The organism is Methanosarcina sp. UBA411 (assembly GCF_002495725.1).
In the GTDB taxonomy this organism is placed as follows: Archaea; Halobacteriota; Methanosarcinia; order Methanosarcinales; family Methanosarcinaceae; genus Methanosarcina.
Map to the genome: position 1 here is coordinate 245,033 of NZ_DAGK01000012.1, position 15,716 is coordinate 260,748.

Genomic DNA, 15,716 nt, shown 5'->3' on the forward strand with positions numbered 1-15,716 from the left:
ATCCATCTCCAAAGTCCCAGTTCCATTCTGATGCATTTTCGGAGAAATCAATAAACTGAACTGTCAATGGAGCCGAACCGAGTGTGAAGTTAGTTGTAAAGTTTGCTACAGGAGAAGCTGGCGGCAGGACAGTGATTGAGGAGAAAGTTGAATTCGTATTGAGTACATTGCTTACTGTAAGCCTGACTGTGTAATTTCCTGCTGTAGAGTAAATGTGCACAGGATTTTGCTCAGTTGAAGTTAATCCATCTCCAAAGTCCCAGTTCAATTCTGATGCATTTTCGGAGAAATCAATAAACTGAACTGTCAATGGAGCCAAACCGAGTGTGAGGTTAGTCGTAAAGTTTGCTGCAGGAATGATGTCTTCACTATTATCTTGATTACTATTATCTTGATTACTATTATCTTGATTACTATTATCTTGATTACTATTATCTTGATCTTCACTATTGTCTTGATCTTCACTATTGTCTTGATCTTCACTATTGTCTTGATCACTATTGTCTTGATCTTCACTATTGTCTTGATCTTCACTATTGTCTTGATCACTATTGTCTTGATCACTATTGTCTTGATCTTCACTATTATCTTGATCATTTGTTGTGCTGCTAGAGCCTGAAGCCATGCTGTTTTTGCTGGCTTCAGTAAGGTTAATGATCTTATTCAGGGTAACATTTCCTGTTTCTGCTGTAGAGGAATTATTTGTTAGATTATCTACTGAACTTACATTGTCAGGAGAATAGTCATTTCGGCTTATACTACCGTTGATTTTCTGGAGTTCTTCGTCGTTTCCGAGAAGGCTGAAATCAGATAGTCCAATCAGCTCGGCTATGTTTATTTCAGCACTAGTTTGTTTCATATCACCGAGAGAAGCAGATGTACCTGTAAAGCTGGGGAAAGTGCTGCATGTGAAGGAGAGAGAAACTAACACTAACCCCAAGAGTATTATTTTATTAGATGTTCTCATTTTTGACCATCACTGTGATTCCTAATATGAACTAAGCGAGCTAGAATTCCAGAGTTTAAATTTTTTAGGTATGTCTAAAATACATGATATTATTTTTAAAGTGAATACATTAACTGTGTATATTAAATTCTTTTGAAGTATCAGTCTTTACATAAATTATTTATGATTAACTATAAATAAACTCTTATGTTTATAATACACAATCATTATCATAAAAAGTTCTCAGTATATTATCTAGAGGATGTATTAATTATATATAATTAATTTTTAGAAATTTATTTCGAAGTTTATAATTAATTAGTAGGTTTTACTATAAAAGTAAATAGAATAAGTAAGACAAATAGGGATTTCATTAAGAGTCTCACAGTCCAAAGTTAAGGAATTTTAACAGGACTATAATTATAATATTTATGAATAGAGTTTTGCGTGAACACCTTAACTTTTGAGGAGGACTTCACAACAACCTGCAATATCTGAAACTAAATATGACTGAAGACTTCAAGATAACTGTCTTGAATTTTTTGTAAAAACAGCAAGACAACTACTATATCTTTGATTATTTGTTTGAACAAGAATAATGTTTTAGAGAGATATAATGGCCAAAGCAGAAAGCGACTTTCTGGAAATCGAAGCAAATCCCCAGAGTTATCAAGCACAATTATCGAAAAGCGATATTTTTGGAATTCTTCAGAACGATAGGCGAAGAAGTGTCCTGGAAATTCTCCGTGAGCAGGGCAGTCAGAGCGTACGCTCTCTTTCGGAAGAAATAGCCCGCCTAGAGTCTGGGACAGATGACCCTGAAAGTAACCTTCGAAAAAGCATATACGTTTCACTGATCCAGACCCATATTCCTAAAATGGAAAAACTTGGAGTCATCACCCATGACAGGAAACAAGACAAAGTAGAACTTCTCCCTATAGCCCACGACTTTGATATCTACATGGAAACTGTCGAGAAAGGCGATATACCTTGGAGCCATTTCTATTTAGGCCTAAGCATTCTCTCTGTTGTCGGCAGTGTCACAATCTATATAGGGCTCTTCAAATGGGTTACAAGCTCTAAGTGGATGCTCTTTACAGATATGCTCTTCCTCTTCTCCTCAATAGCCCACATGCACTACGTTCGCAAATTTGAATAAACTCTTATTTCGCTTGGACTTTCCTCTTTTTTCCCACGAATTTGCCAACGTCTTTCGATAGCGGTAATCTCCCATTAAACGAATAAAACCTCTTTCCCATTGTCTTACTCAAACTCTGTACTTCCTGCGGCAGTCAGCCTTCACTCCGCCTCTTATAACCCCATCCTTCTCTCAGGAATAATATATAGGAATTTGATTCCTGGATGAAAATCAATAGAATCTCTTTGAAAAACTCAAAAATTTATCATTATAGGTCATTTTCCGATAACCTTATTCTCATTACATCTCATTAACGGCCTGTTATCACCTCCAAAACCACAACCTCTCCTGATGACGTTAATCTTTTATTACCACATTGAATTTCAGTTAATCCGCCAATAACTATATTAAAACGAATCCAAGGGAGGATTAGCTCATATTTGCTAAGTTTAGGGAGTCTCACTGGAACCCTTAATGGTTTGATACTTCAGGTTAGGATTCTCATCTCCAGTGACACTCTGGAAAGGCAAGTGAGTATTACTGACAGAAACTGGAATAGCAATAACTCATTTAGAAAGAGGATAAAGCATGCTTAACAAAAAAGTTCTTTTGAGTATACTTATCATCGGCGCGGTTGTCGCTACGGCAGGTGCCGCAACATGGGCAACTTTAGAAGACACTTCGATAAGTAATGACCAGATTACAGCTGGAACACTTACTTTAGATGAAACTGCGATTAGCCCTGTTACTATAGATAAAGTAGCTCCTGGTGATTACGGCACAGAGACACAAACAGTTACCATTGGTGGAAATCTCGATGGACTTCTAACAATAGATGTTGACAATGTGGTGTTCCCCCCCGCTGCTAATGATACCGCTCCTGAGCCGCATACTTCTCTATTGAGCAATAATTTTGAAGTTAATATCAAGCTGACAGACAACAACGATGGTCTAATAAAGTATGTGGCAGGGTCAGAGGATACTTATGTTCTCCTTACTGATTCTCTTCAATTAGCTGCTGAGCCAGTAACAAGTGGTTCCACATACAAAATTGTAACTAGCTGGCGGATTAAGCCAGAAGCTGATAATGGAATTCAAGGACAGAGCCTTTCTTTCACTGAGGCATATAAACTTAACAGTCGAAATGGTATAGATAAATCGTGAGCTACGTAGAATTCCTGAAGTAAAATAAATACTTGGGTATTTAGCGGCACTCAAAAAGTGCCGTGAGAATACCCTCTATAACCAGCAAATCATTTTTTCAGCCATGGGTCGTGAGTAATTGACTTCTTTTACTTGAAAAATGAAAGAAGTATAATATTATTTTGCACAAACGAGCTCAATGCTTCAGATTCCTCTGGAAAATTCAAAATTTTATATCCTATTTTTGATGTCTTTATAATCTGTTATGAGATACGGGCAACAGTGAAGAGCCATTATTTTTATTCAATAATCTAAATATGTAATGTGTTTACTAAGCTGCGAACAAAAATCATTGATTCATTGATATTAATGTTTATTACATCTGGAGCGCAGAGAGTTACGAATACCCTGTCCTTGACAGGCTGTCCGATGATTACTAATAGTAATAACTGAGTTTCTTCTTTTTCGATATAGGGAATTTAGATGACTTTTTTACATGTATTTGCCCTAAAATTGAATTGTCGGACAGCCTGTTTAGGTTGGGGATGAAGTGAACTCTTGCCTCTTATTGGTTTCGTTTAAACCTCAGTACCAATACTTTTTGTAAAATGAGGTTTCTTGATGTCATGGTTTCTTGATGTCATAGCTATAGAAGTTGGTAATGCAACTCTACAATAAGTGCCCGCAATGAAATAACCTATGCAACATATAATTATTGTAACCTTAATTGGCGGCCTTGATAGTAAAAATAAAAACATCCAATCGGAAATATGCATAGTTTATTCTGTGACAGGGCTTAGATCTTTAGGATTCCAGTGAAAGCCGTAATCCCCTATAAAAAATCCAGTGCAAGATCCAGATTATCCCCTGTCATGACTAGAGAAGAAAGAGGAGAGTTCGTAGAACTTATGTTGAATCAGGTAATAGACACCCTTAAGGAAGCCGGTATAGAAAAAATGGCTCTGTAGAAATCCTCAACAAACTTATTTCCACTAACTTCAATCTAAATTCGAAAAGTGAAACTGCCAGCCCGTTTCAGATTTAGGCATATCATTAATGAGTTTTTACAAAGCCAGATTTTATTCCTTTTACCTAAAATTTACAAAATAGCTATAAATTATTGAAACTTAAGCTTCTTTTTGACCTCGAAGTTAATATAGTGAAGTACTAAATATTTCTGTGTCTGACATGTCTCAGAAGATAAACTTCTTTAAGCTTTTGGCCTCGATATTGCTTTGCCAGCTTGCAGGAGCAATTGGCGCGGTATTTACAGCCTCTTCAGTTGAAAACTGGTTTCCTTTACTTGAGAAGCCGTTTTTCAGCCCTCCATCATGGGTCTTTTCTCCTGTCTGGATTCTTCTTTATACGCTTATGGGAATTTCCCTTTATATTGTCTGGGAGAAAGGAGTACAGCAAAGAGAAGTGAAAATTGGATTACTCATTTTTGGTATACAATTAGGTCTTAACATCATCTGGTCCTATCTGTTCTTTGGTCTAAGGTCTCCATACTATGCTTTTATTGAGATAATTCTGCTCTGGTTTGCTATTTTATTAACAATAATTCAGTTTAGAAAGATCTCAAAAACAGCTTCTTACCTATTACTTCCTTATATCTTGTGGGTAAGTTTCGCAATGCTGCTAAATCACAGTCTTTGGCTTTTAAACTCATGAAGATAATTACAAATATATTACAAAAAGTTACTAAAGTAGGCTCTGTAGCAATCTTACATTTATAGTATGCCAAATATTTTGAAATGGGCTTGTAGCGTCAAGTTTCTAGGTTAAATGAATCTAGTGGAAACGAGTTTAGATAGGATTTCTACAGAGCCAAAAAAATCGATACTCTCAGTCCTTCGATGTATGGACTTGAGATACACAGGTAAGCTTAGAAAACAGATGTAACTAAACAAAAACACTCAAAGACAAAATATCAACCAGCTACTAATGCACCACCCATACATTTGTCTGTAAAATTAATAACTAATTTATCTATCCAAAAACTTTAAATAAACAATATTCAGATTAAGCTACGAATAGAAAACTCAATGATTCATTGAGATTAATAGTTTAACCATTGAATAGAGAAGTTAAGATATTACAGAGTCAGTAAAATCTGAGAGAGCTATTTTCAGAGGAGACCTATGAGATCTTTTACAGATGAAGAAAGAGAGATTATAAGAAGGAAAATTATAGACCAGGGCAAAGGTTGCTTTGCAAGATATGGAGTCAAGAAAACTAGCATTGAAGATCTTACCAAAGACCTGGGAATTGCAAAGAGTTCTTTTTATTCTTTTTTTAGCAGTAAGGAGGATCTTTTTCTACAGATATTTAAAGACGAGCGAGAAGCCCTAATGGATAGCTTACTCGAAAATTCCTTCCTGAAATACAGGACAGAACCTGATAAAGCCGTAAGGGCTTACCTTCATTACTTGCTGAATATTGTGAATAACCATCCAATCTGGAAAAAAGTTTTCATAGAGAAAGAGTGTGCTGAGCTGACAATCTTCCTGTCTTCTGAAGAAAAAATTAGAAATATCCATAGAGAAAACGTGGAAATAATTTTGCCTTTTTTTGAAGAGTGGGCAGATGCTGGTCTCCTGATAGACAAAAATGCCAGACTTCTTGCCGAAGCCACATGCGCGGTTTTTTCACTCACACGATTCAGGAATGAAGTTAGAGATGAAGATTTTCCGGAGATTATGGATTTTTTTATTGATCTCCTGGCAGAAAATATTGTAAAAAAAGACATTTAGAGCTAAATAAAGCTATGAGGAGAATCTCCTTAAGGAGGAACAGACTTTTTGAAAAAAAACATGATTACTATCAATAATATGTATAAGGTGTTTGAATGAAACACATTTTATCTGTTTGTCCAGAGTGCAAAAAAGTTATTGATTCCACTTTGTTTGAAGAAAACGGCAAGATGATGTTGAAAAAAATTTGTCCCGAACATGGAACATTTATGGACATTTACTGGTCGGACAGCAAACTCTATGATAGGTTCAGATGCTATTCTTATGTCGGCAATGGAGTTTCCAGCAAGTCTACTCTTTTTTCCGGTGGCTGTCCCTGGGACTGCGGAATTTGCTCCAAGCACAAAACAGGGACTTTGCTTGCAAACATCGATGTTACCAATCGTTGTAATCTCAATTGTCCGGTGTGCTTCGCTAATGCTAAAGAAAATGGCTTTGTATATGAACCAGACTTTGAACAGATCAGAGAAATGATGCTGACTCTCCGAAATCAAGAACCTGTTCCCTGCTATGCCGTCCAATTTGCTGGAGGAGAGCCTACGGTCCGAGAAGACCTTCCGGAAATTATTGAAACAGCTCGAAAACTCGGTTTTTCACAGGTACAGATTGCAACTAATGGTGTCAGGCTCGCAAAAAGCCAGGAATACTGTGAAGCTTTGAAGACCGCAGGGCTCCATACTGTATATTTATCCTTTGACGGAGTCTCCGAGGAACCATACAGAGCAACCCGTGGATTCAATGCCTTTCCTCTAAAACAAAAAGCTCTTGAAAACTGTAGGCAGACCAGCCTGAACAGTGTTGTGCTCGTGCCCACCCTGATAAAAAGAGTTAATGATCATCAAGTTGGAGATATTGTCCGCTTTGCGGCCAAGAATGGGGACGTAGTGAGAGGGGTAAACTTCCAGCCAGTAGCGTTTGCAGGTCGCATTGACCAGACCCTGCGCAAAGAACAAAGAATAACAATTCCCGATTTAGTAGCACTCCTGGAAGAACAAACAGAAGGAGAAATTCCCAGTTCAGCCTGGTATCCTGCATCTGCTGCAGTCCCCATCATCAGATTCGTGAGTGCGGTGCGAAAGGCTCCGCTTCCCGAGTTCACGGTGCATCCTCTCTGTGGAGCTGCTACTTATATTTATGAGAGCGAGGGAAGGCTAATTCCTATAAGTGAGTTTGTAGACGTGGATGGGTTCCTTGAGTTCCTTGAGAGCGTTACTCCAGAATTTGAGGGGCAAGGTTCTAACGTAATGAAACTTACAAAAGTTCTTTATCATATTTCGCGCTATATCGATGAGGCAAGAAGCCCAAAGGATCTTAAGATAGTTTCCCTGATAAGTAATTTTCTAAAAAACGGCACAAGAGAACATGCTGCCCAGTTCCATCGAAAATCCCTCTTCCTCGGAGCTATGCACTTTCAGGACCTCTACAACCTGGATCTGGAAAGGATCAAATACTGCGGAATTCACTATGCTACCCCTGATGGCAGGGTAATTCCCTTCTGCACTTATAACAATTTTCACAGAGAAGGAGAAGAAGCAAGGTATTCAAAACAGTATAGGAAAAATATGGAATTTGAGGGAGAAACCCTAGATGTTAAGGAAAGAGAAGCAGCTTGATTTCTTCTTTCCTTATGCTATAAACTTAGGGCTGCTACTTGAGACTTCAGGCAGGTTTTATCTCGTTTCAGTATAAAAAGTGAAATGTAACAACTTTTCATAAAAGCAAAAATATAATTAATGATGGTGTAATACAAAATATTTATATTAGAGAGAAAATTAACTGGAAGAAATTTTTATGCTATCTAATACATTGCTCCAATAGAGCTAGTAACCTTTAATTGGATGAATACATTAATTGTGGAAACTATTCGAAAGGTAACCATATCAATGCACAAATGTGAACTCGGGCCGGATCTTCCTGAGGAAAAAATTTATAGATGAAGATTAGACCTCGGAAAGTCAAAAAATCTGTTCATTGACCGAAAAATAAAACTTTAAAAATAGAACGATTAAAAAGAATTTTCAGGACTCTATTGAAGTTATCAGTAGAAAATAATGTAATAATGTGGCATTATATAATCATAATTTACTATATATATGAAAGCATTTGCAAGAATGTGGGTACCTACTGATTGAATATCATAATTTACGTTTAAGAGTTACAGGTGAGCTGGTGAGCATTCAAATAAACAAATATAAATGTGGATACTGTGGTGCCTGTGTGGGAGTCTGCCCTAAGGGAGCACTTGAACTTGTAGAGACCTGGGTTGAAGTAGATGGAAATACGTGCATATCATGTGGGATATGCGATCGCATCTGCCCTGTGGGAGCAATTGAGGTAATAAAATGAAGGACATGTATGATGTTTTAGTGATAGGTGCCGGTCCTGCAGGTTCCATTGCTGCCAGAACCGCAGCCGAGAAAGGGCTGGATGTACTTTTAATCGAGAAACGTCAGGAAATAGGTGATCCTGTACGCTGTGCCGAAGGGGTGGGCAAAGAATATCTCAAAAAACACGTGGAAATTGACAAGAAATGGATTTGCGCTGACGTTAAAGCTTCCTATATTCACGCACCGGACGGAACAAGGATAGTAATGGCAGAGGAAATCTCTGGTGGGGAAGTAGGTTACGTCCTTGAGAGAAAAGTATTTGATCGGACCCTTGCAGAACAGGCTGCCGAAGCAGGGGCAGAAGTGAGAGTAAAAACCAGAGCAACTGGTCTGATCATCGAAGACGATTATGTCAAAGGAGCTAGGCTCATGCATCTCGGAAAAGAATATGATGTGCGGGCCAAGATAGTGATAGGTGCTGATGGGGTCGAATCAAAGGTAGGCAGATGGGCAGGCATCGATACTTCCTTAAAGCCGATAGATGTAGAAACCTGCGCCCAGTACCTTATAGCTGGAGCGAATATAGAGCAAGATCATTGCGAATTTTACATAGGAAATGAGATCGCACCGGGGGGCTATATATGGATCTTTCCGAAAGGTGCAGGCAAAGCCAATGTAGGTATTGGAATTCTCGGGAGCAAGACTGGAAAATTCAAGCCAAGACCTGTAGATTATCTTAACAGGTTTATGGAAAAAAAATTCCCCGATGCCAGGATAGTCGAGATGGTCTTCGGAGGAGTTCCGGTTTCGGGAAGCATTGAGAAAACTTCCACTAACGGGTTGATGCTAATCGGAGACGCTGCCCGCCAGTCTGACCCGATCACCGGTGGCGGAATTCTCAACGCAATGGATGCCGGAAAGCTGGCAGGAGAAGCTGCGCATGCAGCTATATCCGCAGGGGATGTTTCCTTTGAAAAACTCGAAGAAATTTATGAGAAGCCGTGGAGGGCAACCATAGGGCATGAAATCGACATGAGTCTCGTCGTGAAGAATTGCTTTATCAATCTAAGCGATGAAAACCTGAATTCGCTTGCACATTCTCTGAAGGATGTAAAATTTGAGAGAATGAGCCTTCTTGACCTGCTACAGGCTCTCTTTAAAGCCAATAAAAAACTTCTCTGGGATCTTCGAGTACTTTTCAAAGACGCCGCAAAAGAAGTGGTAAAGAATAAAATGTAACGTCAAGTAAGATGTAACCCAGAGTAAGATATAATGCCTGGAAATCCAGGCATCTTCCATTTATTAAACTTCCTTTTTAGCCTACCTTACAGAAACTTCCCCCATCCGAAGCCATCCAACATTTTCCTTGGCAACCTAGCCCTTATCTTTGGTAAACTGCCGGAATTAATCTCATTTTACTTTTTTGAACCTAAAAACAACCGCCAAGGGCACTGAAAACTCAATCCGAACTATACGACCGCGGAAAGTATGGAAAATACGAAAAAACTGGCACCTATCTACAAATAAAAATCCGTAGAAATCTATCCCATAGATCAGCTCTTTTGGCTCAGCTTAGTATCTTCATTATAGTTCAGCCCTCTTGAGCGAACGAAGTGCGCGAAAAGGGCTCCGTCCTCCCGAGACGGGACTCGGGTGATGGAACTAGGGTGATGGAACTAGGACGATTACTTTTTCCAGAACTCAGGCGTAAAGAGAAGAATTACAGTGTAGACTTCAAGCCTACCAATCCACATATTTGCAATCAGGACTACTTTTCCGAGAGCAGGAATTGGATCAAAACTGCCCATCGGGCCTACGACATTCAGACCTGGCCCGATATTACCGAGCGTAGCTATGGATGCAGTAAATGAAGTTATGATGTCCATACCCAGAAACGAAAGAACCAGGGAGCTTGAGAGAAAGACAAGCAGATAGATGACAACAAATGAAACAATCGAGTTGACAATCTCCTCGGGCACTTTCTTATTGTTAAATTTGACGCCTTTAATGGCTTTGGGATGAAGGGCTTTGAACAGCTCTACCCGGCTGTGTCTGAGAAGGATAAGAATGCGCACAACCTTGATACCTCCACCGGTAGAACCGGCGCATGCTCCAATAAACATCACTATGATAAGTATCATTTTCGCAGATTGGGACCAGAGATTAAAATCTGTTGTCGCAAACCCTGTACTTGTTATGATTGTAACTACCTGAAAGATTGCAAATCTGAAAGAATCAGGAAGGCTTGTGCCAATATCCCTCCAGAGCAGGAAGGTAAGAAGCCCGCTTGCTGCAAGGACAAGAAAAGTATAGAATCGAAACTCTTCGTCTTTAAAAAGGAGATTTTTGTCTACGTATATTGCTCGATAGTAGAGAGCAAAGTTTGCACCGGCCACGAACGTAAAGAAAGTTATTATGTATTCAACAAGAGGGCTATTAAACTCTCCAACACTCAGCGCGTAGTTCGAGAAACCCCCGCAAGCCATTGTAGCAAACATATGGTTAAGCGCGTCATAAAGGGAGACTTCCGCAAGCAGGAGAGAGACAACCATAAGGAAAGAAATTAAGAAATAAACCGTCCAGAGAATTCTTGCGGTTTCCCTTATTCTTGGCTTCAACTTGTCCTCGGTAGGCCCAGGCGCTTCAGCCCGGAAAAGCTGGCGGCCTGCAACCCCAAGTTTGGGCAAGATTGCGATGAAAAGCACAATAATACCCATGCCACCAAGCCACTGAATCATGCCTCTCCAGAAAAGGATACTTTTAGGATGGCTTTCAATATCAGTAAGAATTGTTGAACCTGTAGTGGTAAATCCAGACATGGATTCAAAAACAGCATTCAAGGGAGAAATCCCATCCATCATAAAAGGAATTGCTCCGAAAACAGCAGCTGCAAGCCAGCCCAGAGCAACAATGGCAATACCCTCCTTGCGCATCCATTCATCTTCTGTTTTATAATAGAGCAGGAGAAGACCTGTTACGAGGGTTATGAGAATCGAAACCAGAAAAGGAGTTAAACTTTCCCCGTAATAATAAGCAACTCCGAGGGGGATTACCATGAACAGTCCCAGGAGCCTGAGAATCCCACCAAGCACATATAATATAACTCTAAAATTCATTGAGGATCATCTGTTTTAAAGCCTGTTAGACTTCTTTGAATTTTTCGTATTTAAACTTTACTTAAAAAATTTCTCAACCGCTGAAACTGCTGAAGATAGTGCAAAAACTATTACCCTATCTCCTTCCCGAATTATAGAGTCTCCTCTAGGTATGATAATATCATCATTATGAACAACGGTAGTAACGATCGCATCTTTAGGAAACTTAACTTTGTCGAGAGATTTCCCTATAATTTTTGAGTACCTTGAAGTCGTATACTCGATAATTTCTGCCTTTTCGCCTTCCAGCGTGGTAAGCTTTTCTATACCTTTTCCCATCGTGAGCTTAAGGACTTCATTTACTGTTGCTTCCCTGGGACTGACTGCCATATCAATTCCAATCATTTCAAAAAGAGGTATATAGTCCGGACGATCAGCTCTTGCAATCACTTTTTTTGCTCCCATTTGCTTTGCCAGCAGTGAACACAGAAGATTTTTTTCGTCATTGTCCGTAACTGCAAGCACAACATCCATGTCTTCAATATTTTCTTCCCTCAGAAGGTTGACATCAGTGCCATCACCGTTTAAAATAAGGGCATTTTCCAGAATTTCAGCCACTTCTATGCAGCGACTTTTCCTGTGCTCGATAATCTTAAGGTCGGCATTCTCGTCTTTGTCTATCAGTTTAGCCAGATAAAATCCTACAATGCCGCAACCTATGAGGAGAATTCTATTTCTGTGAGGCTCCACGTTCCCGAAGATACGGTCAAGTTCCTCCAGGGCCTTAGTCTTGCCTACAACTACCATGTGGTCATTTGCGTTAATAGTGTCATTCCCATGGGGAATAACTATCTCTTGCTTTCGAAAGATTGCACTTACAATGCAGCAATCATCAAGCTTGAGATCCTGGATCTGCATTCCTACAAGTTTGCTATCAGGACGGACGGCAAATTCCATCATCTGAACTCTTCCTCCGGCAAAGACTTCCGTATCTATGGCTGACGGGCTTGAAAGTACCTCGGCAACCTCCGACGCAAGTGCAAGTTCAGGACAAATCATGATATCGACCCCAACCTGAGCCCTTGAGGTTATAGGCACATCGATATAATCTGGGTTACTTACCCTTGCAATTGTCTTTGTATCTCTCCAGCCGGGATGAGACTTTATGATAAGTTTCGCAGTCATGCAGGCAACAATATTGACTTCGTCAATTCCGGTGACCGCAACAAGAATATCCACATCGTGAATAATATCGGCGAGAATATCCGCGTTTGCACCATTTCCCTCCAGAACCTGAACATCGAGTTCATCGGCCCTTCGTGCAACTTCCTCATCTTTCTCGACAACGATTACATCATGTGTGAGGGAAAGAAACTTTGCAATATGATATCCAACCTCGCCTGCCCCTATCACTATTGCTTTCATAAGATTTCCTCAAAAAAAGCTTGATTTGAGGTAAATTGACCTGCTTGCTTAAGTAGTATTTGGAAAAAGAAAAACTTGAGCTGGATATATTACTAAGGAAAAATCTTTCTGTAGATTAATATCTCAGTATTCAGAGTGTTTAATGCCTAAGTTTTTCTAAAAAATTGAAATTATATGGAATTGTAAAATAACCTGATTTTTCGATCCTGATCCTTTATTAAAAGTCTGCCATTCCCAAAATTCAATTAATGAGCTGAGGCAAAAATCCCAAATTGCTTCTCTGAGTCTTGTGGTCTTAATAACCAATTGGGCTTCAGATAATGAATCAGCCAGCGTATTGTCAAAGTAAGGTGATAACTTGACTTTTATATAAAATAGACATTTTCATATAGGAAAGGAAATAATACATTCTATAATCATTGTTGCCTTTAGAAAACATAATATGGGATATTTTTGAAAAATAGATCTTTTTAAAGATTAACTTTATAATCTATTGTGGGGAGGAGTCAGTATTAAGAGAAGAAGCAAGACTGATATTGCAGAAGAGATTTTAAGAGTAGCAATGAACGGGGCGAATAAAACTCACATTGTATACGAGGCAAATGTCAACTTTAATATTGCCTCGAAATATCTGGAAATGTTGAACAAAAAAGAACTAATAAGGCATGAGAATGGTTTTTTCATTACTACTGATAAGGGAAAAGTTTTTCAGGAAATTGCTAAAGAACTAAAACTTTAAACTTATTTTTACTAATCTTTTATTTTTTATTACAATCGGACATGCAAAGCCTGCGCTTATTTATAGAGCTCATTCTAAAATCAATTTTATTTTCAAGCAAGATTTCAGAACTATTTTCCTAAAGCTATTTTCCATCACCATAAACATTATTAATAGTTCGGAATATGAGATTCAGAGTAGCAATTTTGAGTTTTGGGATCAGCTTATCATAAGCGTTCGAGTGCAAGAGCCCCAAGGAACGCCATTGTTTCAAATATCTCTTTATTTTCCGGAATTAAAGCCTCATCAGGTTTGTCAAAGATGAAAGCCATAATCCCAAAAACTGTTCTCTGAGTTTTAAGAGGTATATAATATCCCTTTCCTGCAGGAAGATTATCTGTTCCGTGGCCAGCTGGCTGACCATTTTTGTAAGCCCATAGGGCAATTGCCTTTTCTTTGTCGTCAAAGGGATACAAAGCGTCACCTGCTCCTATCTGGAGCCCTGACGGGCCGGGTACAAGTACTGAAAAGATACCTGGTGCAAAATTATGCATTTGATCAGCAAGAGTTTCGAAGACTTCTTGCCTTGTTTTTGCCTCCACAAGTCCACGGGAAAGGCCTGACGTTGCTTCTACTTCGACTTCGCTTTGCCAGATCTGAGGTAGAAGATGACGCAGTCGGGTTGCAAGACTACTGATTATGAGGGCAATAGCAACGTACCCGATAAAAGCGATGAAATATTCCCAGTCATGGACAGAGATCGTATAGTAAGGATGGACAAAAAGGAAATCGAAGGCAAGAATGCTTACGAATGCCGTAAACAGAGCTACTCTGCGCCTGAAAAAGAAAGCAGACACAATGACTGGAAAAAGCTGGATTATCAGCAGATTTGAAGGCCCGATAACTTCTCTAAGGAGAAAATTGACACCAGCCACAGCTGTGATCAGGATGATACTGATTACATATTCCGCTGTGAAATAGAGTGGGATTTGCCGTTTAAGAGATATGTGAGCACTGCTTCCTTTTGGCTCGTACAAATGGACATCAATGCCGTGTGACTGCCGGATCACCCTGTATACCGGAGAGGAAAATATATCTAGTCCATGTGGTTTTCCGAGCATTATCATGCTGACATTGCTTCGCCGGGCATAGCGTATAATCTCTTCAGCTATATCGCTTCCACGATACCGAACTATCCTCCCACCAAGTCTTCTACCTGTCTCAAGAGCCTGATTCAGCCAGGTACGTTCCTGAGAAGATAAAGCCCTATTACCACCGACATCTACCGAAAATACAATAAAATCAGCATCGAATCTGGCTGCAAGCCTGGATGCTGCCCTTACCATATGTTCTGCCGTCGGACCTGGACGGATACAGGCAAGAAGCCTTTCTGCTGCCGGCCATGGTCCCTGGATAGCCCGTGTCCTCATGTAGTCTATCATTCTTTTATCGGTATATTCCGCCATATATCGCAAAGCAAGCTGGCGGAGTGCAAGGAGGTTTCCGGTTCTGAAGAAACGCTGGACAGCGGCTTCAGCCATATCCTTTACATAGACCTTCCCGGCTTTGAGACGAATATTCAGTTCTTCCGGAGTGATGTCAATTAACCGAACCTCATCTGCATCAGAAAAGAAAGTATCCGGAACAGTTTCAGACACTCTGATGCCTGTTATCTGGGCAACGGCATCATTCTGGCTTTCAATATGCTGAATATTGACAGTCGTATAAACTGATATTCCTGCTTGCAGAAGCTCTTCTACATCCTGATACCGTTTCACATGTCTGCTGCCTGGAGCATTGGTATGGGCTAACTCATCAACAAGGACAATTTGGGGGTGGCGGCGGATAACCGCATCGAGATCTATTTCCCTGAGAATGAGATTCTGATATTTGACGGAGACTGCAGGAATGACTTCAAAATTATCTACCAGGGCATTAGTCTCAGGTCTATTATGAGTCTCTATGTAGCCGATTACGACATCTTTTCCTTCCCGTTTCCGCTGAAGGGCATCTTCGAGCATTGAATATGTTTTCCCAACACCTGCGGAGTAGCCAAGGTAAACTGTCAACGTCCCTTCATTTGATTTTTTCTCATCACGGCGAGCAATGAAGAGTAAATCTTCAGCTCGCGGTCTGCCTTCAGCCTCATCATATCGATCGCGTTCCATAGT

The 15,716-nt window shown here is 39.8% G+C and carries 12 protein-coding genes and 1 pseudogene; 9 read left to right on the forward strand and 4 right to left on the reverse strand.

Going from position 1 to position 15,716, the window contains the following annotated elements:
* On the reverse strand, positions 1–967 hold a 967-nt coding region (locus BP861_RS04880), incomplete at its 3' end, for a PKD domain-containing protein (protein WP_292373107.1).
* A 595-nt stretch (positions 968–1,562) separates the two neighbouring features.
* On the opposite strand from BP861_RS04880, the gene BP861_RS04885 reads away from it, so the two are divergent.
* The 8 genes and pseudogenes from BP861_RS04885 (at position 1,563) to BP861_RS04920 (ending at position 9,546) form a co-directional block, all read left to right on the forward strand.
* A complete protein-coding gene (locus tag BP861_RS04885) occupies positions 1,563–2,105 on the forward strand; it encodes a DUF7344 domain-containing protein (RefSeq protein ID WP_292373109.1) in 543 nt (180 codons plus the stop codon).
* A gap of 567 nt (positions 2,106–2,672) precedes the next feature.
* Positions 2,673–3,248, forward strand: a complete 576-nt coding sequence (locus BP861_RS04890) for a hypothetical protein (protein WP_292373111.1) — start codon at positions 2,673–2,675, stop codon at positions 3,246–3,248.
* A 794-nt stretch (positions 3,249–4,042) separates the two neighbouring features.
* Positions 4,043–4,186: pseudogene (locus BP861_RS04895) on the forward strand (2-phospho-L-lactate guanylyltransferase); the annotation flags it as partial.
* Positions 4,187–4,415: 229 nt separating this feature from the next.
* Entirely contained in the window at positions 4,416–4,898 is a 483-nt protein-coding gene (locus BP861_RS04900; protein WP_292373113.1) for a TspO/MBR family protein, read from the forward strand.
* A 470-nt stretch (positions 4,899–5,368) separates the two neighbouring features.
* Positions 5,369–5,980, forward strand: a complete 612-nt coding sequence (locus BP861_RS04905; protein ID WP_292373116.1) for a TetR/AcrR family transcriptional regulator — start codon at positions 5,369–5,371, stop codon at positions 5,978–5,980.
* Positions 5,981–6,075: 95 nt separating this feature from the next.
* Positions 6,076–7,593: a tetraether lipid synthase Tes gene (gene tes / locus BP861_RS04910; RefSeq protein ID WP_292373118.1), complete on the forward strand. Its 1,518-nt coding sequence runs from the start codon at positions 6,076–6,078 to the stop codon at positions 7,591–7,593.
* 556 nt (positions 7,594–8,149) lie between these two features.
* Positions 8,150–8,326 carry a 4Fe-4S binding protein gene (locus tag BP861_RS04915; protein ID WP_292373120.1) on the forward strand — a complete coding sequence of 59 codons (177 nt, stop codon included), beginning with the start codon at positions 8,150–8,152 and terminating at the stop codon, positions 8,324–8,326.
* Entirely contained in the window at positions 8,323–9,546 is a 1,224-nt protein-coding gene (locus BP861_RS04920; RefSeq protein ID WP_292373122.1) for a digeranylgeranylglycerophospholipid reductase, read from the forward strand. The genes BP861_RS04915 and BP861_RS04920 overlap by 4 nt, the downstream gene beginning before the upstream one ends.
* Positions 9,547–9,992: 446 nt before the next feature.
* Here the strand turns inward: BP861_RS04920 and BP861_RS04925 are convergent, their stop codons facing one another.
* Positions 9,993–11,423: a TrkH family potassium uptake protein gene (locus tag BP861_RS04925; protein WP_292373124.1), complete on the reverse strand. Its 1,431-nt coding sequence runs from the start codon at positions 11,421–11,423 to the stop codon at positions 9,993–9,995.
* Positions 11,424–11,480: 57 nt separating this feature from the next.
* A complete protein-coding gene (gene trkA, locus BP861_RS04930; RefSeq protein ID WP_292373126.1) occupies positions 11,481–12,827 on the reverse strand; it encodes a Trk system potassium transporter TrkA in 1,347 nt (448 codons plus the stop codon).
* Positions 12,828–13,320: 493 nt separating this feature from the next.
* Here trkA and BP861_RS04935 point away from each other — a divergent pair, with 493 nt between their 5' ends.
* A complete protein-coding gene (locus tag BP861_RS04935) occupies positions 13,321–13,566 on the forward strand; it encodes a winged helix-turn-helix domain-containing protein (RefSeq protein WP_292373128.1) in 246 nt (81 codons plus the stop codon).
* A gap of 206 nt (positions 13,567–13,772) precedes the next feature.
* Here the strand turns inward: BP861_RS04935 and BP861_RS04940 are convergent, their stop codons facing one another.
* Positions 13,773–15,713 (reverse strand): DUF4118 domain-containing protein, encoded by a 1,941-nt coding sequence (locus BP861_RS04940; RefSeq protein WP_292373130.1) that lies wholly within the window; start codon positions 15,711–15,713, stop codon positions 13,773–13,775.
* Positions 15,714–15,716 lie beyond the last annotated feature (3 nt).